The sequence below is a fragment of the Microvirgula sp. AG722 genome (assembly GCF_003269145.1).
Taxonomy (GTDB): Bacteria; Pseudomonadota; Gammaproteobacteria; order Burkholderiales; family Aquaspirillaceae; genus Microvirgula; species Microvirgula aerodenitrificans.
On record NZ_QLTJ01000012.1, the window covers coordinates 62,583 to 86,589 of the forward strand.

Genomic DNA, 24,007 nt, shown 5'->3' on the forward strand with positions numbered 1-24,007 from the left:
TGGGTTCGCAGTAAGCTCACCAACTCACAATTAGGTTTGCCGCACGGAGTATGACAGTTTTCTGAGCCAGAATGCCAGCATCAGTGCAAATTCATCTTCCCGTAAAAAAACGGGTGCGGAAATATCCTGTAAATTCATGCCAATAGCGCACTTTTGATTTGCATCAAACGGTTGTTTTCATGCGTGTACCCTTATTGACTTTTGAGTGTCTGCGTGATTTCACATTTTTTCAACTCCGTTCTTTGTGTGTCATTTTTGCAACAATGCCTCGGGCTTTTCTGGTTCATGCAAGAAAAAGCCCGCACCAGGCGGGCTGGCGCGGGCAGCCGGGCAAGGCTGCTTCGCGCAACAGGCGGGTGGTCGCCTGGCTGTCACCCCGGCCGCGCGAGACGCGAATGATCTCCATTCGGAAAATAACATTCCGACGTCATCAAATACGGCGGCAGAGACATCAGAGGGAAGTCCCCTGCAACGGCTGGGAAAGACCGTCGATCAGGTGATAAAGGCGGGTCGACAACTGCGGCCACTGCCGGACCGCGCACCAGCGTGCAATGCGCTCGCGCTCGGCCGTTCGCGCCACCGGTGTGGCCAGCCGCTCCAGCAGCAACGACAGGCCTGCCGCCAGTTGCTCGGGCCCGGTGCCCGGCAGACGGTTCACTGCCTCGCCCACATCATCGAAAATACTCAGCGGCGTGACCGCGACCGGCACACCGACCGACAGGCCGGTGCGCACGGCGGCACTCGACGATTCCTGGGTATGCTGATACGGATAGACGAGCAAATCGGCATGCTGAAGCCAGCTCAGGCTTTCGGTATCGGGCAGAAAATCGGTCAGGAAAGTCACTCGCCCCCCCAGCCGGTAATGGTCGATCAGCGCCTGGCAATCACGTGCTTCCTGCGCCGACTGCTCGACCGGGTAGCATGCGGTAACCAGTAACAAGTACAGATCGGACTGGCGCTCGGCAAGCATGGCAAATGCATGAATTAGCGCCTGTATGCCCTTGTGTGGCAACAGAAAGCCGTAACTGGCCAGCACGCGCTTGCCGGCCAGCACGGCCGGGCGTACAGCCGGTACGGGCGCCGCCCCCACGCCATGCGGGAACAGAACGACATTGCGTACATGACCGAAGGTCTTGAGCCGGTTCAGGTCATCCACGCCGTGAACGTACAATCGGTCGGCGGTGGCCAGCGCGGGAGCAATATCCGTCAGGGTCTTCAGTTCGGCACCATGATGGACGTCAGCCGTCGAGTGGAAGAACAGGTGCACACCGATCGCACGTGCTTTCAGCCGCTCGACCAATCTGGCCAGCGCAGGCAGGCCGAAGAACGAGAAGTTGAACTGGATGACAACCGCCCCCAGACCCTGGGCAACGATAGTGTCATACAGCGCATCCAGGCTCCCGGCGGACTTGTCGGCAGCAGACCAACAGCGGTGGACGTTTGGCGCGTCCGGGCTCTCCACTTCGGCGTCGCGGTTGGCAAGCACGACCAGCCGGTCGGCCGGGATACGGCAGGCAAGACGTTCGGCATAGATGGCAATACCGCAGCGGCTGTGCCAGGTGCTGACCCAGCCGATTTTCGGTTCCGGGCGCAGCAGCGGCTGCGCCTCCAGTGCGGCCACTGCTGCGCGGGTCCGTTCAGCCACACCGCGCCAGGTATAGTCACGCTCGATTTTCAGGCGGGCGGCCGCCGTCCGGCGGGTCAGCCCAGCCGGGCTCGTCTGGCGCACTTCACGCAGCCTGGCGGTCAGATGCGCAAGGTCCGGCTCCGCCCAGACCGAATTCGACAGCCCGAGATGCGTCTGTGCCGGCGCGAAACGGTAATCGACCAGCCAGGCCGTTTCCTCGGTGCAAAAGTCAGTCTGCCCGCCCCAGTTGGTCGTGATGACCGGCAGATCGAACAGCATGGCTTCAGCCATCGGCATGCCCAGTCCTTCACCGCGTCCCGGCGCGACAAAGGCGTCGCAGCCTCGGTACAGCGCGTTCAGCTCGGCCTGCGGCAGATCGCGCTCGATCAGGACAACGTCCGGGTAGTCAGGATCGGCTGCCCGCAAACGTTCCAGCTGGCTGGCGACCGTGTTGTGCGGATTGGGGAAGGTCTTGATGATCAGGCTGACATCGTCCCCGGCACGGAATGCCTTGCCCCATGCGCGCAGCAGCACATCCACCCCCTTGCGCGGGAAACAGGACGACACGTGCAGGAAGCGGAAGCCGCGTCCCGGCACGCCAGTGCCAGCCACCGGCGCCGCGAGTATATGGTCGACGCCGGCCCCGACCACGGCGATCGGCGTGCTTACGCCATTGTCGCGCAGAATTTTTTCCACTTCCCGCGACAGCACGGTGATCAGGTCGAGATCATGGTTGAAGCGGGCCGCATGGTCGGCCGGAAACGCGCTTTCTTCCCACCCATAGCAGTGGAAGGCATTGACCCGCCCCCTCATCCGGTTCGTACGCGGCGGGTAGCAGAAACGCAGTACGGTATCCAGTTGCGGGTGTGACGCGCTGCGCTGCGACAGTGCAGCAATGTCGGGATGAGCGGCCAGAAAGCCGGCATCCGGCGCAAAATCCCCACCACCCTCGGTCGAAAACAATGCAACGTTCTCGCCGAGATCACGCAGTGCGCGCGCGAGTTCACGGTTGACGATGGCCAGGCTGTAATCACTATCGAACGGGCCTTCGACCTGCCAGGCCAGCAGGTCGTTACGCGGCATGTCGACCGGCGCCAGCGGCACCCCGATATCCAGCGAGCCAAGGTAATCGGCCAGTTGCCGGCGGACGACGTCGGCGCGGAAGCGTTCGAGATTGCGCCGCTGCGCGGCGATGATACGGCGGCGCAGCGCCGGCTGGCTGGAAATCAGGTTCAGCAGCGCACCGATCCGGCGCGGGTCCTTGCTGTCCAGCAGCAGGCCGCCCTCACCCAGCGTATTGCCGATATTGCTGCTGTTGTAGGCTACCACCGGGACGTCGTGCAGCATGGCCTCGATCAGCGGCATGCCGAAGCCTTCGTGCTCACTCATGGACACGAACACGTCGGCGGCACGGTAGTAGCCGATCAGGGCGTCAGCCGGCACCTTGCCCGGCATGTCGATATAATCGCCGAGTCCGAGCTCGGCGATCCGTGCATCCAGTCGCGCGCGGTAGTCCTCGCTGGTCGTGCCACCAACGATCATCAGCCGCGCCGGACGATCAATGAAGTGCAGCAGCTCGGCAAAAGCTTCCAGCAGGTCGAGCTGGCCCTTGTTCTCGCAGATGCGTCCGATAAACAGCACGTTGAATGTGTCGGCGTGCCGGGCTTCGATACGCACATCGCAGGGTGCCGCCAGTAGCCGGTCAATATCGACCAGCATAGGAATGGTGACCGCATTGCCGTATCCGCTGTCGCGCAGCTCATCGGAATTGAAGTCCGAATCCCCGATGGCACCGATGCACTGCGGCGCCCAGTCGCGCAACTGCTGTCGGCCGAGGGTGCAGTAGCGGTGCAGATAGCTGCCCTCCGGGAAGAATTCCGCCGGGGTGATGTTATGGTAAACGAGGATTTTCGGCTCAGTGCGCGCCTCGATCCAGGCCGCATCGTCATGGCCGAGACTGTGATGGACGAGCAGCGCCTGGCGGTCCTCGCCGACCGGATAGTCGCGGAACGAGCGGAGATCGTGTTTGAGGGCGTCATGGACGGTAACGCAGTAGATTTCCGACCGGAATCCGAGGGAACGCAACAGCTTGCGGGTGAACAACAAGCCATTGGTCACCCCGTCGCCGGGTGCACAGCTGTGGCTGAACTGGTGGATGGCGTCAATCTGCATGTCGTTTCCAGGCGATAAGCGCGTAGTCCTGTGGACCGTACATCAGGTGGTTGAAACGCTGGGCCAGCTCACTGCTGCCGTCCTTGACATGCCATTCGGCATCAACCGGGTGCAGGCGGCGGATCTCGGTACGTGCGTAGCCGCGATGCTGAGCGAGGAATTCGAGCACCAGCGGGGGAATGGGGTTCAGATGGGTCGAGTCGTTGTAGAACGAGCAAGAACCCACAATCACGTTTTCGGGGTTTGGCGTTTCGAAAATCACCAGTCCGTCCGGGCGCAATGCGCGCAGCGCAGCGTCGAACAGCTGCAACAGCACCTCAAACGGGATGTGTTCAATGAGATGAAAACCGGTCACCGCGCCCAGGCTGCCGGCAGGCAGGCTGTTCAGGTAGGAGATCGCATCGCCATGAGTGACGTCCAGCCCGTGCTGCCGGCATTGCTCGGCCATCCGTTGGTTGAGATCGATGCCCCGGCAGGCAATGCCGTTCTCGGTCAGCAGCTCCAGCCACTCGCCCCGGCCACAACCGATGTCGAGCACGCTCCAGTCAGCCTGGCCACCGGCGCGCTCGCGCAAGACCGGCAGGTACACGGTCTGCCGGGCCTTGATCTCCTCGCGGCTGCCGCGGAAAGCGTCCTCGAAAGCCACATAGTAGCTGTCAAGCAGTGCCGTCTCGACAGTGTCGCGCGGCAAAGGAGCAGCGCATTCATCGGCCCCGCGCAGCAGCAGTTGCTCGGCTTCACGCAATTGCTGCTGGAGAGATGCAATGCGGTTTTCCTGCGTGCAACGCCAGGCCCGCTGCTGCCGCTCCATGTTCAGCAGCGCGGCGGACATGTCATTGTTCGCGTCCTGCAGGCTCTGCAGGTGCGCCTGAGACGAACGAATGGCTTCAGTATGCTGCCGGAACAGATCGTCATGCACCTGCAGCTTGCCCAGTGTGATGTCGCGGAAGCGTGGCAACTGCAGCAGCACGAAGGTCCAGCGCGCTGCTCGGCCGACCAGCGGCAACATTCGCACGCGTTCGCGGAAAGGCAGCCCATGCAGGGTCAGGGCCTGCATCGTGCGCCGTGTGGCACGCACGATGCGCACCAGCAGTGGATAACGTTGCAGACGCTGGCGCAGCGACGGTTTTCCGACGGACGCCACCGCCAGTGGTGTGGCCTGCATCAGGCTGTCACGACGACGTGTCTGTATATCGCGGGACAGCCGGGCTTCCAGCACCTGCAGGTCAATTTCCGGGTTATTGTCTTGCAGCATGGCTCAGTTTCGGGGGCTAAGGTGAGGCTCGATGACCAGAGGGCTGGTGCCGATGAACTCGGGGTGTGACCCCCGAACCACTTCGAACACCAGGCATTTTTCCCACCAGTCGTAGCTGTCCTGCAAGTGGGTCGCATGGCTGTGCAACGCCAGTGTCACACTGTAACTACCGACGCCGAGGGCAAGCGACGGGATGTTCAGCACCAGTTCCTGCTCATGACCCGGCTGCGTTCCCAGGGGCTCGGAATAGCCAAGGTGCCAAGTGTTGGTGCCGAAGATGTCATTGCCGAGGCGATCCTTGATCAGGATGCCAAACGTCAGGTCGGCCAGTTGCTCGTGAACCTGATAGCGCACGCGCAGTTGTGCCGCCTCGCCGACGCGGAAAATCTGGCGTTCCTCGTCGCCATGCTGCAGTACGACACCGTTGATCTCCGCCTTGCGGTTGCCCGAACGCAGATGCAGAGGCGTCTCGCGCGCATTCGCGCGGTGATGGTCTGCCTCGCGCTCGGCGATCAGCGCGTTGTAGTGGTCAAGCACGATATCCGGCTTGTCGTCAAGAACAATGCGGCCACCATTCAGCAGAATGGCACGATCACACAAGCTCTTGACAGCCCCCGGGTCGTGGGAGACGAACAGCAGTGTCGTGCCTTGTTCGCGAAAAGCGCGAATTCGGCCGAAACACTTGTGTTGAAAATAAACATCCCCGACTGCCAGCGCCTCATCGACAATCAGGATATCGGGCCGAAACGCTGTCGCAACGCTGAACGCCAGCCGCACTTGCATGCCACTGGAATATGTGCGAACAGGACGGTCGAAATAATCGCCAATTTCGGCAAACGCCTCGATCCCGGCCAGCGCACCGTCGATCTGGCCGCTGGTCCGTCCCATCAACTGGCCGGTCATGTAGACATTCTGACGACCGGTGAAATCCGGGTGAAATCCCATTCCCAGTTCCAGCAATGCCGATAGCTGGCCATTGACCCGGACCTGACCAGCAGTGGGAAAGGACGTCCCAGTCAGCAGTTTGAGCAGGGTGCTCTTGCCGGCACCATTCTGGCCCACAATGCCGACCGACTCGCCGGCCGCCACACTGAAGCTCAGGCCATGAAGCACCCAGCTCAGCCGGTGGCGCGGCTGCCCGCGCGGGGACAGCCATTCGCGCAGTCGGCTCCATTTGCCCGGGTAGTTCTTGTAGGCCTTGCTGAGTCCGTTGACTTCGATCACCGGATTCATAGTTCATCCACCATTTCACGTTGATGGCGACGGTAAACCCACAGGCCGATCACCAGGGAAAACGAGGTCCAGATCGCTGCAGATAGCAGACCATCGAGCGGCGGTATGCGCTGCTCCACGAAAATGGTCTGGTAGAAGTTGAAGACGCCGACCAGCGGGTTCAGCATGATCCAGCGGTGCGTCCACACTGGCAGCACAGAAATCGGGTAGATGATCGGAGTCAACCAGAAGCCGAACTGCAACACGGCACCGACCAGTTGGCCCACGTCGCGGAAAAACACGTTCAGCGTCGCGCACAGAAGGCCCAGCCCCAGCGCCAGCAGCGTCTGCAGCACAATGACCGGCAGGATGGCCAGAATCACCCACCCTGGAAAATGACCGATCAGCAGCAAAAACACCAGGAAAAGACTGAAAATCACCGCAAAATTGAACGAGGTGATCAGAACAGTGATGACAGGCAAGCAGATGTTCGGGAAACTGCTCTTCTTCATCAGGTTGGCATTGTCGATAAAGATCGTCTGACAGCGCAGCAGGGTTTCGGAAAAATACAGCCACGGCAGCAGACCCGCGCACAGGTGGATGCTATAGGCGAAGTCGCCCCCCACGCCGGGTAGCCGGCTGTGCATGACTTTGGAGAAAATCAGTGTGTAGACGAGGATCATCATCAGCGGCTGGATGACAATCCAGGTCGCGCCGAGCAGGGTCCCCAGATAACGCGCGTGGATATCCCGCTTGACGCTGCCAAGCACGAAGCCTCGAAATTGCCAGAGGGAATGGATCAGTTTCATTCGGTCCTCTGCCCGCGATAGTCGACCGCGGACAGTTTCAGGGGAGAAGCGGTACGGAAAAGCCGCCGAGAGGGCGGAGCAGGCGGGGGAACCCCGCCCGATGCGCGACGTTTATTCTTTCCCGACACGGCGCAGGTCGGCCTCGACCATCATGGTGATCAGTTGTTCGAGCGAGGTCTTCGGCGTCCAGCCCAGTTTGGCGCGCGCCTTGTCCGGGTTGCCGAGCAGCACGTCCACCTCGGCCGGGCGGAAGAAAGCCGGGTCGATGACGATATGGTCGTCGGGGTTCAGCCCCACATGGCGGAAAGCAATTTCGCACATCGTGCGCACGGTGGTCGTCACACCGGTGGCAACGACGTAATCGTCCGGTGTGTCCTGTTGCAGCATCAGCCACATGGCTTCAACATAATCTCCGGCAAAACCCCAGTCGCGCCTGGCGTCGATATTACCGAGGCGCAGTTCCTTCTGCTTGCCGAACTTGATGCGCGCGACGGCGTCAGTCACCTTTCGCGTCACGAATTCGATGCCGCGCAGCGGCGACTCGTGGTTGAACAGGATGCCGCTGGAGGCATGGAGCTTGAAGCTCTCGCGGTAGTTGACGGTGATCCAGTGACCATACAGCTTGGCCACGCCATACGGGCTGCGCGGGTAGAACGGCGTCGTCTCGCTCTGCCGCTCGGCCTGGATCAAACCGAACATTTCGCTGGTCGATGCCTGGTAGAACCGCGCGTCCGGCTTGACCAGGCGGATCGCTTCGAGCAGTCGCGTCACACCGAGCGCATCGATGTCGGCGGTGACCAGCGGCTGGTTCCACGAGGTGCCGACGAAGCTCTGTGCACCAAGGTTGTAGATTTCGTCCGGCTGACTCTGCTGGACGGCGCGGATCAGCGACGCAGCATCGGCCAGATCGGCCTCAATGAACCGGATTTCTTCGCGAATGCCCAGCTCGTCCAGCCGCCAGACTGTCGGCGTACTGCGGCGGGCAATGATCCCGTAGACTTCGTAACCCTTGTTCAACAGAAGTTGCGCCAGGTAGGCGCCATCCTGGCCGGTCAGACCAGTGATGAGTGCTCGTTTGCTCATATTCGACTCGCGGTAGACACCCGCGTCCTTTGGCTTGGCTTGCTGAAACCCGGCACGGTGATCCTCACGCGGAGGGCGCACTTCGGGCACAATACCCCGGCCATCAACCAGAGACCGGAGTAAAAAATGCGGTTAATGATAACGGGAGGTCGGGGTTTTGTCGCCGGTCATGTAGTCAGGCAACTGCAGGCCGGCCGTAGCGCCGACTGGCTGGCCCTGCCTTCTGTGGTCGATGTGCTGGACAATCGGGCACTGGAGGCGGAAATCCGCCGACTGGCCCCGGACGCCGTGCTGCACCTGGCCGCCCAGAGCAATGTCGCGGCCTCTTTCGAGGATCCCGCCGCCACGTTCCGGGTCAATTACCACGGGACAGAAGCGTTGCTCAATGCTCTCGATGCCTGCGGATTCGACGGCGCCCTGCTGTTCGTCGGTTCGGGCGACATGTATGGCCTGGTCGACCCGGCCGCATTCCCGATCACCGAGGACACGCCGTTACATCCGCGCAACCCGTACGCAGTCAGCAAGGTTGCCGCCGAGGCGCTGTGCTTCCAGCGCGCCATCAGCAGCCGCTACCGGATCATGATGGCGCGACCGTTTAATCATGTTGGCGCTGGCCAGAGCACCGGTTTCGCGCTGCCGTCTTTTGCTTCACAACTGGCCGCGATCGCCCGCGGAGAGCTGGCGCCGGTGCTGGAGGTCGGGGACATCGACGTGACACGGGATTTCACCGATGTGGCCGATGTGGCCGAGGCCTATCTGGACCTGCTAGCGCACGGCGTGCGCGGAGGCATCTACAACATCTGCTCGGGTCGCGAATACCGGGTGCGCGACCTGCTAGACCGTCTGATCGCCATTGCCGGTGTCACGGTAGAGGTCCGTCAGGACCCGGCGCGTCTGCGCCCGGCCGAACAGCGCCGGGTTGTCGCCAGTCATGCGCGGCTGAGCAACGCAACCGGCTGGCAACCGCGAACGCCGATAGAGGATTCCCTGCGCGCTATCTACTCCAGCTTCGCGAGGTTCACCACGGACAGCGGCGGTACGCATTCCGTGTCTCGCTGACACAGCGCGCCCAGGTATAGGTCGCCGCGCGCGCGCGCGCCGCAGCCACAAGACGTGCGCGCAGCGGCGCATCGGTCAGCAATCGTTCGAGCGCGACGCTCATGGCCGTCACATCAAGCGCGTCAACCAGTAGTGCGCCGTCGCCTGCCACCTCGGGCAGAGAACCACGGTCGGATGCCAATGCAGGAATGCCGGACGCCATCGCCTCCAGCAGTGGCAGACCGAAACCCTCGTACAGCGAGGGCAGCGCAAACGCCCGGGCCCCCGCGTACAGGGCCGGCAGGTCATCTTCGGCCACATAGCCGAGTCGCCGGACGCGGCCGGAGGCCTCGGCGGCCTGCAGCCGTTCGAGCAGACGAGCATTGCTCCAGCCTCGCCCGCCGGCCAGCACCAGCGGCCAGGCGCTCTGCAGCGACACCGGCAGGCGCTCATGGGCGTCCAGCAGACGTTCCAGATTCTTGCGTGGCTCCAGGGTAGCCACCGACAGCAGATATCCGCCCGACGCCAGCCGGTATCGCGCAAGCACCGGATCCAGATCGGCAGCCTCACGCGGATGGAACTCCGGCTCCACACCAAGCGGAATCGCAGTGACCTTGTCCGGGGCGACACCATAGGTGGCGATCACTTCCTGCCGTACCGACTCCGCATCCGTGATCAGACCGACCGCCTGCTCGATCCGGCTCGGCAGGCATTCGTTCATCCAGCGCACTCGCTCGGGAGGGTGGCACTCCGGGTAATGGCAGTAGGACAGATCGTGCAGCGTGATCAGCGTGCGCCCCGGATAATCGAGTCCCAGATAGTTCGGCGTGTGGAGCAGGTAACCCTGCTCGGCCCGGCGCGCCAGCAAGGTACGGCTCTGCATGCCGACCCACTGCAGATAGGCGCGCCGCAGTATCGGGCGAAACGGCAGTCTCGCAGCGATCCGGGCCACGCGTCCGGCCGAACCGGAAGCCAGCCCGCGCTCCATCTGCCCAAGGCTGACCGGATGGCCTCCACGCAGCAACTGGAGCGCCTCCGCATCCAACTCGGCCGACAGGCCGCGTGCCAGCATCAGCGCATAGCGACCGATACCAGTCAGCGGCTGGCGCACGGCATCCACGTCGAGCAGCACGTGATCGGTCGCCGCCGGCACAGTCAGGCGGCGCAGCAGCGCGTCATCCATGCCCATTCAGCAGCGACCGTAGTTGTCCTGAAAGCGGACAATGTCGTCTTCTCCCAGGTATTCGCCGCTCTGCACCTCAATCAGTACCAGATCGATCGAGCCGGGGTTTACCAGCCGGTGCTGGTGACCGGCGGGAATATAGGTCGACTCGTTGGTCGACACGAAAATTTCCTTGTCCCCATTGACCACCCGCGCCGCGCCGCGCACGACGATCCAGTGTTCACTGCGATGATGGTGCATCTGCAGGCTGAGACTGGCCCCCGGCTTGACCACGATGCGTTTGATCTTGAAATGGTCACCTTCTTCCAGCACGGTGTAAGTGCCCCATGGGCGGTGGACTGTGCGGTGGAGCTTGTAGGCCTCATGCCCCTGCTCCTTAAGGCCCGCATAGATCCGCTTGACGTCCTGAACACGGTCCTTGCTAGCCACCAGCAACGCATCCGAAGTGTCGATGATGACCAGATTGTCGATGCCGACAGCACCAACCAGCCGCTCCTCGCTCTTGATGTAGCAGTTGCTGACATCATGAAGCATGACTTCGCTTTCGATACAGTTACCGTCCTCGTCCGGCGGAACGAGGGCGCCCAGCGCAGTCCAAGAACCGATGTCACTCCAGCCGATATCGCATGGCACCACGGCCACTCGCGACGATTTTTCCATCAGCGCATAGTCGATGGAGATATCGGGCACGACGGCAAAACGCTCGGCGTCGAGTTCAAGCTGCAGCACGTCCTGTCCTCCCACCTGCTGCGAGGCGGCCAGGCAGTGCTCGACCGCCTGAATGACCTCGGGGCTGTGCGCGTTCATCTCGTCGATCAGCGTGCCGGTCCGGAAGCAGAACATGCCCGAATTCCACAGAAAACGGCCCGAGGCCAGATAGTCGCGAGCGGTGTCCTGAGAAGGCTTTTCGACAAAACGCAGCACGCGGTGACCATCAGCCTCGATATAGCCGTATCCGGTTTCCGGGCTGTCCGGGTGGATGCCGAACGTTACCAGCATGCCATCTGCAGCCAGCTCGACTGCGCGCGCCACCGCAGTTGCAAATGCTTTCTGGTTGGCGATCAGGTGATCGGCTGCAAGCACCAGCAGCACTGCATCGTCACCATGGCGCTGGCGGACCTGCAGGGCCGCGCAGGCGACTGCGGCAGCGGTATTGCGCCCGAACGGCTCCAGCATGAATGACGCAGGCAGTTTCCGCGAATTGACTTCGCGCAGCTCGTCCTTGGTCTTGAAGAACAGATCGCGGTTGGTCACCGTCAGGATTTCTGTCACATCCGGCAATTTGAAACTGCGGAGAAATGCCTTCTGCAGCAGGCTTTTTCCGTCAGCCAGCCGGATGAACGGTTTCGGATGCTGTTCGCGCGAGACGGGCCACAGCCGCGAGCCGGCGCCGCCGCACAGAATGGTCGGGATCAAGGTAGGCATTCTGTTCCAATGGAATCGAAGATCAAAAGTTTGAAAGGTTCTGCTCGCGATTATGAACGTTTTCCCGGCGCAGGCGAAACGGACTGTTATCGCCGATCAATGGATATTCACCGCCGGCATTTTATTGACAAATAAAAATGCCAATATATTTACACCCGGAATATAAGATCTATACGGATAAAATCCGGCGCTGAGCGGTCTACTCCACCGTCACGCTCTTCGCCAGATTGCGCGGTTTGTCGACGTCGGTGCCCTTGGCCAGCGCCACGTGATAGGCCAGCAGTTGCACCGGAATGGTGTGCACGATCGGCGACAGGATGCCGACATGGCGCGGGGTACGGATCACGTGCACGCAGTCGGAATCGCTGAACTGGCTGTCCAGGTCGGCAAACACGAACAGCTCGCCGCCGCGCGCGCGCACTTCCTGCATGTTGGATTTCACCTTTTCCAGCAGCGTATCCTTCGGCGCGATGACCACCACCGGCATGTCGCTGTCGACCAGCGCCAGCGGACCGTGCTTGAGCTCGCCGGCAGGGTAGGCCTCGGCGTGGATATAGGTGATTTCCTTCAGCTTCAGCGCGCCTTCCAGCGCGATCGGGTAATGCACGCCGCGACCGAGGAACAGCGCATGCTGCTTCGACGCAAATGCCTGCGCCCAGCTGCTGATCTGCGGTTCCAGGTTCAGCGCATGCTGGACCGAGCCCGGCAGGTAGCGCAGCGCTTCCAGATAACCGGCTTCAGCCTCGGCATCGACTCGTCCGCGCTGCTTGCCCAGCGTGATCGCCAGCGTGAACAGCGCCACCAGTTGCGTGGTGAACGCCTTGGTCGAGGCGACGCCAATTTCGGCACCGGCGCGGGTGTAGAACACCAGGTCACTGGCACGCGGAATCGCGCTCTCGCTGACGTTGCAGATCGACAGCGCGGTACGGTGACCGAGCTCGCGGGCGCGCTTCAGCGCTTCCATGGTGTCCAGCGTTTCGCCGGACTGCGACAGGGTGACGATCAGGTGTGCCGGATTCACGTAGGCATCGCGGTAGCGATACTCGCTGGCAACCTCGACGCTGCACGGCAGGCCGGCAATCGCCTCGATCCAGTACTTGGCAGTCAGACCGGCGTAGTAGCTGGTGCCGCAGGCCAGGATCTTCACCCCTTCCGCTGCTGCCAGCCGGCCGCTGTCGTCACCGAACACGGCCGGGCTGAAGCCCGCGCCCAGCACGGCATCGATGGTGTCGGACAGGGCCTTGGGCTGCTCGTGGATTTCCTTCTGCATGAAGTGGCTGTACGGGCCCAGCTCCAGCGAGGCCAGCGACACTTCGCTTTCGCGGATGTCGCGCTGCACCGGCGTACCGTTCTGGTCGGTGATGTCGACCCCCTCGCGCGTCAGCCGCACGACGTCGCCCTCTTCCATGAACATCACCCGGCGGGTAGCGGACAGGATGGCGGACACGTCGGAGGCGACGAAATTCTCGTCATTGCCAAGGCCGATCAGCAGCGGGCAGCCCATGCGGGCCGCAACCAGCTCCTGCGGGCGGTCGAGCGCCATCACGCAGATGGCGTAGGCACCGTGCAGCTCGCGCACCGCGCGGCGGACCGCGTCGAACAGGTCGTGGCTCTGCTGGTCGTAGAAGTCGATCAGGTGGGCGACCACTTCGGTATCGGTCTGCGAACTGAATTCATACCCCTGGGCGATCAGTTCGGCGCGCTTTTCTTCGTGGTTCTCGATAATGCCGTTATGCACGATGGCAATGCGGCCATTGGAGATATGCGGGTGCGCATTCGGCTCGGTCACGCCGCCGTGGGTGGCCCAGCGGGTATGGCCGATACCGGCGCTGCCGTGCAGGCCTTCCGCGAGCACGGCCGCTTCCATTTCCGTCACCCGGCCGACACGGCGAACCCGGCGGATTTCATCGCCGACATTGACGGCAATGCCGGACGAATCGTAGCCCCGGTACTCCAGCCGCTTCAGGCCATCGATCAGCAGAGGAACGATATCACGATGGGATACGGCACCGACTACACCACACATATTCTGTCCTTAAATCAATCCGGGCGGGCAATGCGCCATTATATACGGTGGCCCTGACCCCATCGGTAACGAAGCGTCGCCGGCGTGCGCGTTACGGTTTCTTCGGTCGCTGCCAGCCGGACAGCGTCATCTGCTTGGCCCGGGCCAGCGTCAGGGCACCGGTCGGTGCGGTGCGGGTAATGACAGAACCGGCACCAATGGTTGCGCCCTGCTCGATCCTGACCGGTGCGACCAGCATGGTGCCGGAACCGATGAACGCGTTGTCCTCGACCACGGTGCGGAACTTGTTCACGCCATCGTAGTTGCAGGTCACGGTGCCAGCGCCGACATTGACGCCGCGGCCGATGTCGCTGTCGCCGATATAGGTCAGATGATTGACCTTGCTGCCCTCTCCGACACGCGATTTCTTGATCTCGACAAAGTTGCCGACATGCACGTGGCCGGCCAGTTCGGCGCCCGGCCGCAGCCGCGCGTACGGACCGATGCGGGCGCCTTCGCCGACGCTGGCACCATCCAGATGCGAGAACGGCTGGACCTCACAGCCAGCGGCCAGGCTGACATTGCGCAGCACGCAATGCGCCCCGATGTGCACGCCGTCGCCCAGCGTGACCCGGCCCTCGAACACACAGCCGACATCGATGCTGACGTCGCGGCCGCACTGCAGTTCGCCACGCAGATCGAAACGGGACGGGTCCAGCAGCGTGACGCCCTGGTCCAGCAGCGCATTCGCCTGTTCGCGCTGGAAGATCCGTTCCAGTTCGGCCAGTTGCCGCTTGGCATTCACCCCGGCCGCCTGCCAGCTGGCCGGCACGGCCAGTGTGGTCACCGCGACATCGTCGCGCACGGCCAGCGCAATCACGTCGGTCAGGTAGTACTCGCCCTGCACATTGTCATTGCCGAGTTCGTTCAGCCAGCCGGCCAGCCGCGCCGCCGGCAGCACCAGGATGCCGGTGTTGATTTCCCGGATCGCCAGTTGCGCCGCCGACGCGTCCTTCTGCTCGACGATGCCGCTGACCCGGCCATGTGCATCGCGCACGATGCGGCCATAGCCGGTGGGGTCGTCCAGGGTATCGACCAGCAGGCCGACGCCGCTGCCGGCCGCCGTTGCCAGCCGGCGCAGCGTCTCGGCCTGGATCAGCGGCACGTCGCCGTACAGCACCAGCACCTGGCCATCCGCCGGCAGATGCGGCATGGCCATTTTCAGCGCATGGCCGGTACCCAGTTGCTGTGCCTGCTCGGCCCAGCGCAGGTCGCTGTCGCCAGCGAACGTTTCCCGAACCCGTTCGCCGCCGTGGCCGTAAACCACGACCAGCGCATCCGGCGTCAGCTGGCGCGCGGTGGTGATGACCCGGCCGAGCATCGGCTGACCACCAATCGGGTGCAGGACTTTCGGCAGGTCGGAATACATGCGTTTGCCGCGACCGGCGGCAAGAATGACGGTACTGAGCGCGTTCATTTCGGATTCAATAAAGAAAAGGCTGCAATCCGGAGAGGATAGCAGCCTTTATGCTTGGGGCCATACCGCCCCACTCGTACCAGTCCGGGTTTAGTGAACCCGACGACGCAGATACTCGAGCGACTTCAGCTCGGCCAGTGCGGTCTTCAGTGCCTGACGGGCCTGGGCGGTTTCGCGATCGTCGGTCGCCTTGGCCAGTGCGGCCTCGGCTGCCTTCTTCGCGGCTTCCGCACGCTGCTCGTCAAGCTCGTCGCCCCGTACCGCCACATCGGCGAGCACGGTGATCGAGTCCGGCTGGATTTCCATCAATCCGCCGGACACGGCAACGATCACTTCTTCGGCCTGACCCGGCACACGAATGCGCAGCGGGCCCGGTTTGATACGGGTCAGGAGCGGCACGTGACGGGGATACACACCGATTTCGCCCATCTCTGCCGGGGCGACCAGAAACTCGGCCTCGCCCGAATAGATTTGCGCCTCGGCGCTGACCACTTCCACATGCATCGTACTCATGGCCTACCCTTTTAGAGCGTCTTGGCTTTTTCAGCCGCTTCTTCGATGCCGCCGACCATATAGAACGCCTGTTCCGGCAGTGCATCGTACTCGCCAGCGAGAATCGCCTTGAAGCCCTTGATGGTTTCACGCAGCGACACGAACTTGCCCGGGCTGCCGGTGAACACTTCAGCGACGAAGAACGGCTGCGACAGGAAGCGCTGGATCTTGCGAGCGCGGGCAACGATCAACTTGTCTTCTTCCGACAGTTCATCCATACCCAGAATCGCGATGATGTCACGCAGTTCCTTGTACTTTTGCAGCGTCATCTGCACGCCACGAGCGACAGCATAGTGTTCTTCACCGACAACCATCGGATCCAGCTGACGCGAGGTCGAGTCGAGCGGGTCAACGGCCGGGTAGATACCCAGCGCGGCGATATCGCGCGACAGCACCACGGTGGCGTCCAGGTGGGCGAAGGTCGTGGCCGGCGACGGGTCGGTCAAGTCATCCGCAGGCACGTAAACGGCCTGGATCGACGTGATCGAGCCGGTCTTGGTCGACGCGACGCGTTCCTGGAACTTGCCCATTTCTTCCGCCAGCGTCGGCTGGTAGCCCACGGCGGACGGCATACGGCCCAGCAGTGCCGACACTTCGGTACCGGCCAGCGTGTAGCGGTAGATGTTGTCGACGAACAGCAGCACGTCCTTGCCTTCGTCGCGGAACTTCTCGGCCATGGTCAGGCCGGTCAGTGCCACGCGCAGACGGTTGCCCGGCGGTTCGTTCATCTGGCCGTACACCAGCGCGACCTTGTCCAGAACGTTCGACTCTTTCATTTCATGATAGAAGTCGTTGCCTTCGCGGGTCCGCTCGCCCACGCCGGTGAACACGGAGTAACCGCTGTGTTCAATGGCGATGTTGCGGATCAGCTCCATCATGTTCACGGTCTTGCCGACGCCGGCGCCGCCGAACAGGCCGACCTTGCCGCCCTTGGCGAACGGGCACAGCAGGTCGATCACCTTGATGCCGGTTTCCAGCAGTTCGGACGAAGCAGCCAGCTCGTCGAACTTCGGGGCGGTACGGTGAATCGGCATGCGCTCTTCGGTCGCAACCGGACCTTGTTCGTCAACCGGTTCGCCGAGCACGTCCATGATGCGGCCGAGCGTCGCGGTACCGACCGGTACCGAGATCGGCGCACCGCTGCTGATCACGTCGAGGCCACGCTTGAGGCCGTCCGACGAACCCATGGCGATGCAGCGCACCACGCCGTCGCCGAGTTGCTGCTGGACCTCGAGGGTCAGGCCAGTACTCTCGACCTTCAGGGCGTCATAGACCTTTGGAATGGCGTTGCGCGGAAACTCCGCGTCAACGACCGCGCCAATGATCTGTACGATTTTGCCTTGGCTCATTGTCAAATCCCAATAAAGTAAACCGTCTCGCAGCGCTAGACAGCCGCGGCGCCGGCGACGATTTCCGAAAGCTCGGTAGTAATCGCGGCCTGGCGCGCCTTGTTGTACGTCAGCTTCAGTCGCTCGATCGCCTGAGCGGCGTTGTCGGTAGCGGCCTTCATGGCCACCATCCGCGCCGCCTGTTCGCTGGCCATGTTCTCAGCCACCGCCTGGAAGACGACGGATTCGAGATAGCGGCGAACCAGAATGTCGAGAACGGAGCGCACATCCGGCTCGTAGAGATAGTCCCACGAGTACGGGAATTCGCTCTCCAGCTCTTCGGTCCTGAGCGGCAGCAACTGCTCGATCTTCGGCTCCTGCTTCATCGTGTTCACGAACTTCGAGTACACGATGTGCAGTTCGTCGATATCGCCGCTCAGGTACGAGCGGACGATTTTCGACGCCGGTCCGATCAGCTTTTCCTGCTGCGGCGTATCGCCGAGCTGGGTTGCGCTGGACACCACGTTCATTTTCAGACGGGTGAGCGCCGCAAAGCCTTTCTGGCCGAAGCAGCAAACGTCGACTTCCACGCCCTTGTCGCTCCATCCGTCGACCAGCTGATAGAAAGTGCGCAGCACGTTGGCGTTCAAGCCACCGCACAGGCCCTTGTCCGAGCTGACCAGGATGACACCGACACGCTTGACCGATTCCCGCGTCTGCAACGCGGGATGCTTGAAGTCCGGATTGGTTTCGGCGACATGCGCCATCACTTCACGGACCTTCTCGGCATACGGACGCGCGGCGCGCATGCGCGCCTGCGTCTTGCGCATTTTCGACGTCGCGACCATCTGCATAGCGCGAGTGATCTTCTGCGTACCTTCTACGCTTTTGATCTTGGTGCGAATTTCCTTGCCGACTGCCATGTCCCAATCCTTTCAGTGGTGACGTCTGAAAAGATCAGGCGAAGTTGTAGCCGGCCTTGAACGATTCCATCGCTTGCGCGAGTTTCTTGTCGTTCTCTTCCGACAGCTTGCCGGTCTTTTCCACGTCTGCGAGCAGGTCGGCGTGGTTAGCCTTCATGTGCGACAGGAAATCAGCTTCGAACTTCAGTGCCTTCCGGACCGGAACGCCTTCGTAGTAACCCTTGGTCACGCCGTACAGCGTCAGGGCCATTTCCGAGATCTTCAGCGTCGAGAACTGCTTCTGCTTCATCAGCTCGGTCACGATTTCACCGTGCGACAGCTGCTTGCGGGTCAGTTCGTCGAGGTCGGAGGCAAACTGGGCAAAGGCCGCGAGTTCGCGGTACTGCGCCAGCGCCAGACGGATACCGCCGCCGAGCTTCTTGATCACGTTGGTCTGGGCTGCACCACCGACGCGCGACACCGAGATACCGGCGTTCACGGCCGGGCGGATGCCGGCGTTGAACAGGTCGGATTCCAGGAAGATCTGGCCGTCGGTAATCGAGATCACGTTGGTCGGCACGAAAGCGGACACGTCGCCGGCCTGCGTTTCGATGATCGGCAGCGCGGTCAGCGAGCCGGTCTGGCCCTTGACTTCACCGTTGGTGAACTTCTCGACGTAGTCGGCGTTCACGCGGGCTGCGCGTTCCAGCAGACGGCTGTGCAGATAGAACACGTCGCCCGGATAGGCTTCACGGCCCGGCGGACGGCGCAGCAGCAGCGAGATCTGGCGATAGGCCACAGCCTGCTTCGACAGATCGTCGTACACGATCAGCGCATCCTGACCACGGTCACGGAAGTATTCGCCCATCGCGCAGCCGGAGTACGGGGCGATGTATTGCAGGGCGGCGGTTTCGGAAGCCGAAGCCGCGACGATGATGGTGTGACCCATCGCGCCCTGGTCTTCGAGCTTGCGCACGACGTTGGCGATCGACGAAGCCTTCTGGCCGATGGCGACGTAGATGCAGATGACGCCAGTGCCCTTCTGGTTCGCGATGGTGTCCAGCGCCACGGCGGTCTTGCCGGTCTGACGGTCACCGATGATCAGTTCGCGCTGGCCGCGGCCGATCGGGATCATCGCATCGATGCCCTTCAGGCCGGTTTGCAGCGGCTGGTCCACCGACTTCCGTTCGATCACGCCCGGCGCGACCTTTTCGATCGGGCTCGATGCCTTGGCGGCGATCGGACCCTTGCCGTCGATCGGCTGACCGAGCGAGTTCACGACACGACCGACCAGTTCAGGGCCGACCGGCACTTCCAGAATGCGACCCGTGCACTTGACTTCGTCGCCTTCGGAAATGTGTTCGTACTCGCCCAGCACCACGGCGCCGACGGAGTCGCGTTCCAGGTTCAGGGCCAGGCCATAGGTATTGCCCGGGAATTCGAGCATTTCACCCTGCATCGCGTCCTTGAGGCCGTGAATGCGGATGACGCCGTCGGTCACCGAGATGACCGTACCGGTGGTACGCGCTTCGGTGGCGGACGGCAGGTTCTGAATCTTCGCGCGAATGAGCTCGCTGATTTCAGAAGGGTTCAACTGCATGATCTCTCCTAACTTTTGAGGCTGACCGCCATTGCTTGCAGTTTGCCGCGTACCGAGGCGTCGATCACGTCGTCGCCAATCTGGATGCGTACACCGCCGAGCAGCGCAGAATCTTCGCTGACCTCGAGTTGAATCTCTTTGCCATACTTGGCTTTGAGGGTCGCTGCGAGTTCGGCCGACTGGGAGTCGGTAAGCGGGAAGGCGGAGGCGATATGTGCGGTCAGCACGCCCTCTTCCGCCTGCTTCAGCTGGTCAAACTGGTCGGCGATGGCCGGCAAGAGCACCAGACGGCGGTTCTCGGCAAGCGCGGCGACGAGGTTCTTGACCTCGGCATCGGCTTTATCGCCCAGAACACCAGTCAGCATTGCTTCGATCTCGGCCGGGGTACGCTCCGGATCGGAGACGATGGCGTCGACGGCGGGTTCGCGCACGGTGGCGGCAAGCCAGACCAGCGCTTCTTCCCACTGGGCAAGACGACCTTCGTCCTTAGCCAACCGGAATACCGCCTCGGCGTATGGCCGCGCTACGGTAATGAGTTCTGCCATGGGCTGATTACAACTCCGCTTTGATGGAGGCCAGCAGATCAGCGTGCTTGGCGGGATCGATCTCGCGCTTCAGGATTTTCTCGGCGCCGGCGACAGCCAGATCAGCAAGCTGACCCCGCAGTTCTTCCTTGGCGCGGAGCACTTCCTGGCCGATTTCGGCACGGGCGTCGGCGATGATTTTCTCGCCTTCGCTCCGTGCGGCCTGCTTCGCTTCTTCCACGATCTGGCCAGAGCGCTTTTCCGCAGCCAGCACGAGTTCACTTGCTTGCTGCTTGGCGGTGCGGATCTGTTCCTCGACGCGTTTGCTCGCCTGTTCCAGATCCTGCTTGCCGCGCTCGGCGGCGGCCAAACCATCAGCAATGCGTTTGGCGCGCTCGTCCATCATGTTGGTAAGCGGAGGCCAAACAAATTTCATCGTGAACCACACCAGGATGGCGAAGGTAATCGCCTGTCCCAGAAGTGTTGCGTTGATATCCACGCTTGTTTTCCTCCAGTCAGTTCAACAACATCCGGCCTGGGCCGGGGTTCATTACGCGCCCAGGGCAGCCTTGGCAGCGGCCAGGAACGGGTTGTTGAACGTGTACAGCAGGGCGATACCAACACCGATCATCGAGATGGCGTCGAGCAGACCGGCGATGATGAAGAGCTTGGTTTGCAGAACCGGGATCATTTCCGGTTGGCGGGCCGAGCTCTCGAGGAACTTGCCGCCCAGGATGCCGAAGCCGAGCGCGGTACCGATGGCGCCGAGGCCGATCATGATGGCTGCGGCCAGTGCGGTCATGCCCTGAATCTGCGAAACGAGTGCTTCCATGGATCTCTCCTAAGGGGTGGGACGAGGTTGATGAGGGTAAAGCAAAACAGTGTCGCCACCGCCCGAAGGCGGCGACGACGGGGAAAACTTAGTGATCCTCGACGGCGAGGCTCAGGTACACGACGGTCAGCATCATGAACACGAACGCCTGCAGCGTGATGATCAGGATGTGGAAGATCGCCCACGGTGCGCCGAGCGGCCACTGGGCCCACCACGGCAGCAACGCGATCAGGATGAAGATCATTTCGCCGGCGTACATGTTGCCGAACAGACGAAGGGCGAGAGAGATCGGCTTGGCGATCAGTTCGATGATCTGCAGCAGGAAGTTGGCCGGAGCAAGCTTCGGACCGAACGGGGCCGAGAACAGCTCCTTCACGTAGCCGCCCACGCCCTTGGCCTTGATCGAGAAGCCGATGATCAGGAACATCACCGAAATCGACATGGCGAAGGTCGTGTTGACGTCGGCAGACGGCACCACGCGCAGGTAGACGTGTTCCGGATCGGCACCGAACACATGCTCGCCGATCAGGCCGGCGATGTGCGGCAGCAAGTCGACCGGCAGCAAGTCCATCGCGTTCATCATGAACACCCAGACGAAGATGGTCAGGGCCAGCGGCGCAATCACGGCGCTCTTGGCGTGGAACATCTCGCGTACCTGGGTGCCGACCATCTCGACCAGCATTTCGACCGCCAGCTGCAGGCGGCCCGGTTTGTCGACGCTAAAGTTTCGCGCCACGCGGGCGAAGATGAACAGGAACAGGAAGCCGAGGATCAGCGATACAGTGAAGCTATCGATGTTGATCGCCCAGAAGCCCCCGTCATGCGGCACCGTCGCCTGCGTCAGGTGGTGCTTGATGTACTCGGTAGCATTAGCAGCCATTTGCCCACTCTCGTTTATTTGGATAGAAGTCCAAGCCAGTATGCCGACTGCGCCAGGGCGAACCCGCCCAGCAACGCCAGTGCCGACACACTTGAAAAACCCGAAATGACCACCACGAACAGGATCAGCGTGGCGAACATTTTCATTGCCTCGGCACGAAAGTGCCGTCGCAGGATGACACCGGGGTGCGCCCGCCGCCCGTGGGCGAACCATGCGTACACCAGCGACCCCGCTATCGCGATGCCTCCCCCCGCCAGGGCGGACAGGGCACCGCGAGATGGATCCTCAGTTAGCAAAGCGGCGCAAAGCGCCGCCAGGGTGGTCAATCCAATTTGCAACCGCACGACCCGGAACACGACCGTATTCATATATGGGTACGCCCGCGGTCAAAACCCGTAGATTATATTGATGTGCAGCAAAGAGCGTCAACGTCGGCAAAGACATGGGTATATCGGAATTTAACGATATACATTATTGTCGTTTCAGCTTCTGCAGATAACCATCAAGTGAATTCAGGTCAGAATATTCAATTACCAAACGGCCATGGCCTTTCGACCCATGACGAATATGGACGGTAGTGCCGAGAATTTCGGCGATTTCCTCTTCCAGCCGGAGTACGTCCGGGTCCTTGCGCGGTGCCTTGCGGTCCTCTTCGGGCTGCTGGCGCGCCTGCGCCAGCCGTTCGGCATCGCGCACCGACAGACCGCGTTCGGCGATATCCCGCGCCAGTTCGATCTGGTCGAGCACCGGCAGCGGCAGCAGCGCACGCGCATGGCCCATGTCGATGCGGCCGGCGTAGACCAGGTCCTGCACCGGCTCGGCCAGATTCAGCAAGCGTAACAGGTTGGTCACCGCACTGCGCGAACGGCCGAGCGCGGACGCCGCCCGTTCATGGGTCATGCCGAACTCGTCGATCAGCCGCTGGATGCCGTGGGCCTCTTCCAGCGGGTTCAGTTGTTCGCGCTGGATGTTCTCGATCAGCGCAATGGCCAGCGCCGCCTCGTCCGGCACGGCACGCACCACGGCGGGGATCTCGGCCAGTCCGGCCTTGCGCGCAGCGCGCCAGCGCCGTTCGCCGGCAATCAGTTCGTAGTCGCCCAGACCGATCTCGCGCACGACGATCGGCTGGATGACCCCCTGGGCGAGGATGGATTCGGCCAGTTGCGCCAGCGCCGCCTCGTCCATGTGGGTGCGGGGCTGGTAGCGACCGGGGCGAATATCGCCGATCGGAAGCGTGGCCAGACGGTCTTCGGCCGGATTGGCGGCCAGCAATACGTCGAGCCCGCGTCCGAGCCCCTTGAATTTGGGTTTGGACATCATCAGGCAGGTATGGCTTGGGTTTCGAGCCGGGCGATCAATTCATCGGCCAGCGTCAGGTAGGCTCGGGCACCGCGAGCGGCGCGATCATAGGCGAGGACCGGCAAGCCGTAGCTTGGCGCTTCCGCCAGGCGCACATTGCGCGGGATCACGGTGGTGAACACTTTGCCGCCGAAATGCTGGGTCAGCTGGGCCGAAACCTGCTGGGCCAGCGTCGAGCGCGTATCGAACATCGTCCGCAGCAGGCCGACGATGTCGATGCCCGGATTCAGCGCACCGCGCATCTTGCGCAGCGTGGTCACCAGGTCGGACAGGCCTTCGAGCGCATAGTACTCGCACTGCATCGGGATGATGACGCCATCAGCGGCGGCCAGCCCGTTCAGGGTCAGCAGGTTCAGCGCCGGCGGACAGTCGAGCAGGATGTAGTCATACCCGGATTTCACCGTGGCCAGCGCCGCGCGCAGCCGCGTTTCGCGCTGGCCGACACCGACCAGCTCGACCTCGGCCGCAGCCAGGTCGCGATTGGCCGGCAGCAGGTCATAGCCTCCCGCCTCGCTGCGGCAGCATACCGAGTCGAACGGCGCGGCATCGATCAGCAGGTGATAGACCGTGTGTTCGAGCTGCGACTTGTCGACGCCGGAGCCCATGGTCGCATTGGCCTGCGGGTCGAGGTCGACCACCAGTACCCGACGGCCCTTCTCGGCCAGGCTGGCAGCGAGATTGACGACGGTCGTGGTCTTGCCCACGCCACCCTTCTGGTTGGTGACTGCGAGGACACGGGCCATG

Annotated in this window: 21 protein-coding genes; 1 reads left to right on the forward strand and 20 read right to left on the reverse strand. The window is 62.3% G+C overall.

Annotation, left to right across the window (positions count from 1 at the left end; translation table 11 throughout):
• Window positions 1-451 precede the first annotated feature (451 nt).
• From DFO50_RS14275 to gmd, 5 genes are all read right to left on the reverse strand, one after another.
• Complete coding sequence (locus tag DFO50_RS14275) at window positions 452-3,799, reverse strand: glycosyltransferase (RefSeq protein ID WP_112692767.1); 3,348 nt, start codon at window positions 3,797-3,799, stop codon at window positions 452-454.
• On the reverse strand, window positions 3,789-5,054 hold the full coding sequence (locus DFO50_RS14280) for a bifunctional 2-polyprenyl-6-hydroxyphenol methylase/3-demethylubiquinol 3-O-methyltransferase UbiG (RefSeq protein ID WP_112692768.1): 1,266 nt from the start codon (window positions 5,052-5,054) through the stop codon (window positions 3,789-3,791). The genes DFO50_RS14275 and DFO50_RS14280 overlap by 11 nt, the downstream gene beginning before the upstream one ends.
• A 3-nt stretch (window positions 5,055-5,057) precedes the next feature.
• On the reverse strand, window positions 5,058-6,287 hold the full coding sequence (locus DFO50_RS19900) for an ABC transporter ATP-binding protein (RefSeq protein WP_028499267.1): 1,230 nt from the start codon (window positions 6,285-6,287) through the stop codon (window positions 5,058-5,060).
• Window positions 6,284-7,075, reverse strand: coding sequence for an ABC transporter permease (locus DFO50_RS14290; RefSeq protein WP_028499266.1), 792 nt, complete (start codon window positions 7,073-7,075; stop codon window positions 6,284-6,286). Before DFO50_RS14290 ends, DFO50_RS19900 begins: the two co-directional genes overlap by 4 nt.
• Window positions 7,076-7,186: 111 nt before the next feature.
• Window positions 7,187-8,158 (reverse strand): GDP-mannose 4,6-dehydratase, encoded by a 972-nt coding sequence (gene gmd, locus DFO50_RS14295; protein ID WP_028499265.1) that lies wholly within the window; start codon window positions 8,156-8,158, stop codon window positions 7,187-7,189.
• 126 nt (window positions 8,159-8,284) lie between these two features.
• On the opposite strand from gmd, the gene DFO50_RS14300 reads away from it, so the two are divergent.
• A complete protein-coding gene (locus tag DFO50_RS14300; protein WP_112692769.1) occupies window positions 8,285-9,217 on the forward strand; it encodes a GDP-mannose 4,6-dehydratase in 933 nt (310 codons plus the stop codon).
• Here DFO50_RS14300 and DFO50_RS14305 read toward each other — a convergent pair.
• From DFO50_RS14305 to DFO50_RS14375, 15 genes are all read right to left on the reverse strand, one after another.
• The gene (locus tag DFO50_RS14305; protein WP_158537469.1) at window positions 9,177-10,379 is read right to left on the reverse strand and encodes a glycosyltransferase family 1 protein; all 1,203 of its coding nucleotides are present in this window, start codon (window positions 10,377-10,379) and stop codon (window positions 9,177-9,179) included. The two genes, DFO50_RS14300 and DFO50_RS14305, sit on opposite strands and share 41 nt — an antisense overlap.
• Window positions 10,380-10,385: 6 nt before the next feature.
• The gene (locus DFO50_RS14310) at window positions 10,386-11,804 is read right to left on the reverse strand and encodes a mannose-1-phosphate guanylyltransferase/mannose-6-phosphate isomerase (RefSeq protein ID WP_112692771.1); all 1,419 of its coding nucleotides are present in this window, start codon (window positions 11,802-11,804) and stop codon (window positions 10,386-10,388) included.
• A 199-nt stretch (window positions 11,805-12,003) separates the two neighbouring features.
• The gene (gene glmS / locus DFO50_RS14315) at window positions 12,004-13,830 is read right to left on the reverse strand and encodes a glutamine--fructose-6-phosphate transaminase (isomerizing) (RefSeq protein WP_107889117.1); all 1,827 of its coding nucleotides are present in this window, start codon (window positions 13,828-13,830) and stop codon (window positions 12,004-12,006) included.
• 91 nt (window positions 13,831-13,921) lie between these two features.
• A complete protein-coding gene (glmU, locus tag DFO50_RS14320; protein ID WP_112692772.1) occupies window positions 13,922-15,286 on the reverse strand; it encodes a bifunctional UDP-N-acetylglucosamine diphosphorylase/glucosamine-1-phosphate N-acetyltransferase GlmU in 1,365 nt (454 codons plus the stop codon).
• A 90-nt stretch (window positions 15,287-15,376) separates the two neighbouring features.
• Window positions 15,377-15,799 carry a F0F1 ATP synthase subunit epsilon gene (locus tag DFO50_RS14325; RefSeq protein ID WP_028499260.1) on the reverse strand — a complete coding sequence of 141 codons (423 nt, stop codon included), beginning with the start codon at window positions 15,797-15,799 and terminating at the stop codon, window positions 15,377-15,379.
• Window positions 15,800-15,810: 11 nt separating this feature from the next.
• Window positions 15,811-17,187, reverse strand: coding sequence for a F0F1 ATP synthase subunit beta (gene atpD, locus DFO50_RS14330; RefSeq protein ID WP_028499259.1), 1,377 nt, complete (start codon window positions 17,185-17,187; stop codon window positions 15,811-15,813).
• 35 nt (window positions 17,188-17,222) lie between these two features.
• Entirely contained in the window at window positions 17,223-18,089 is an 867-nt protein-coding gene (gene atpG, locus DFO50_RS14335) for a F0F1 ATP synthase subunit gamma (RefSeq protein WP_028499258.1), read from the reverse strand.
• A 34-nt stretch (window positions 18,090-18,123) separates the two neighbouring features.
• Window positions 18,124-19,668, reverse strand: coding sequence for a F0F1 ATP synthase subunit alpha (atpA, locus tag DFO50_RS14340; protein WP_028499257.1), 1,545 nt, complete (start codon window positions 19,666-19,668; stop codon window positions 18,124-18,126).
• Between the two features lie 8 nt (window positions 19,669-19,676).
• Window positions 19,677-20,213: a F0F1 ATP synthase subunit delta gene (locus DFO50_RS14345; RefSeq protein WP_028499256.1), complete on the reverse strand. Its 537-nt coding sequence runs from the start codon at window positions 20,211-20,213 to the stop codon at window positions 19,677-19,679.
• A gap of 7 nt (window positions 20,214-20,220) precedes the next feature.
• Window positions 20,221-20,691, reverse strand: a complete 471-nt coding sequence (locus tag DFO50_RS14350; RefSeq protein ID WP_028499255.1) for a F0F1 ATP synthase subunit B — start codon at window positions 20,689-20,691, stop codon at window positions 20,221-20,223.
• 51 nt (window positions 20,692-20,742) lie between these two features.
• The gene (gene atpE, locus DFO50_RS14355; protein ID WP_028499254.1) at window positions 20,743-21,024 is read right to left on the reverse strand and encodes a F0F1 ATP synthase subunit C; all 282 of its coding nucleotides are present in this window, start codon (window positions 21,022-21,024) and stop codon (window positions 20,743-20,745) included.
• Window positions 21,025-21,112: 88 nt separating this feature from the next.
• Window positions 21,113-21,904 (reverse strand): F0F1 ATP synthase subunit A, encoded by a 792-nt coding sequence (gene atpB / locus DFO50_RS14360; protein ID WP_028499253.1) that lies wholly within the window; start codon window positions 21,902-21,904, stop codon window positions 21,113-21,115.
• 14 nt (window positions 21,905-21,918) lie between these two features.
• Window positions 21,919-22,272 carry an ATP synthase subunit I gene (locus tag DFO50_RS14365; protein WP_036385961.1) on the reverse strand — a complete coding sequence of 118 codons (354 nt, stop codon included), beginning with the start codon at window positions 22,270-22,272 and terminating at the stop codon, window positions 21,919-21,921.
• 103 nt (window positions 22,273-22,375) lie between these two features.
• Window positions 22,376-23,221 carry a ParB/RepB/Spo0J family partition protein gene (locus DFO50_RS14370; protein ID WP_028499251.1) on the reverse strand — a complete coding sequence of 282 codons (846 nt, stop codon included), beginning with the start codon at window positions 23,219-23,221 and terminating at the stop codon, window positions 22,376-22,378.
• A gap of 2 nt (window positions 23,222-23,223) precedes the next feature.
• Window positions 23,224-24,006 carry a ParA family protein gene (locus tag DFO50_RS14375; RefSeq protein WP_028499250.1) on the reverse strand — a complete coding sequence of 261 codons (783 nt, stop codon included), beginning with the start codon at window positions 24,004-24,006 and terminating at the stop codon, window positions 23,224-23,226.
• Window position 24,007 lies beyond the last annotated feature (1 nt).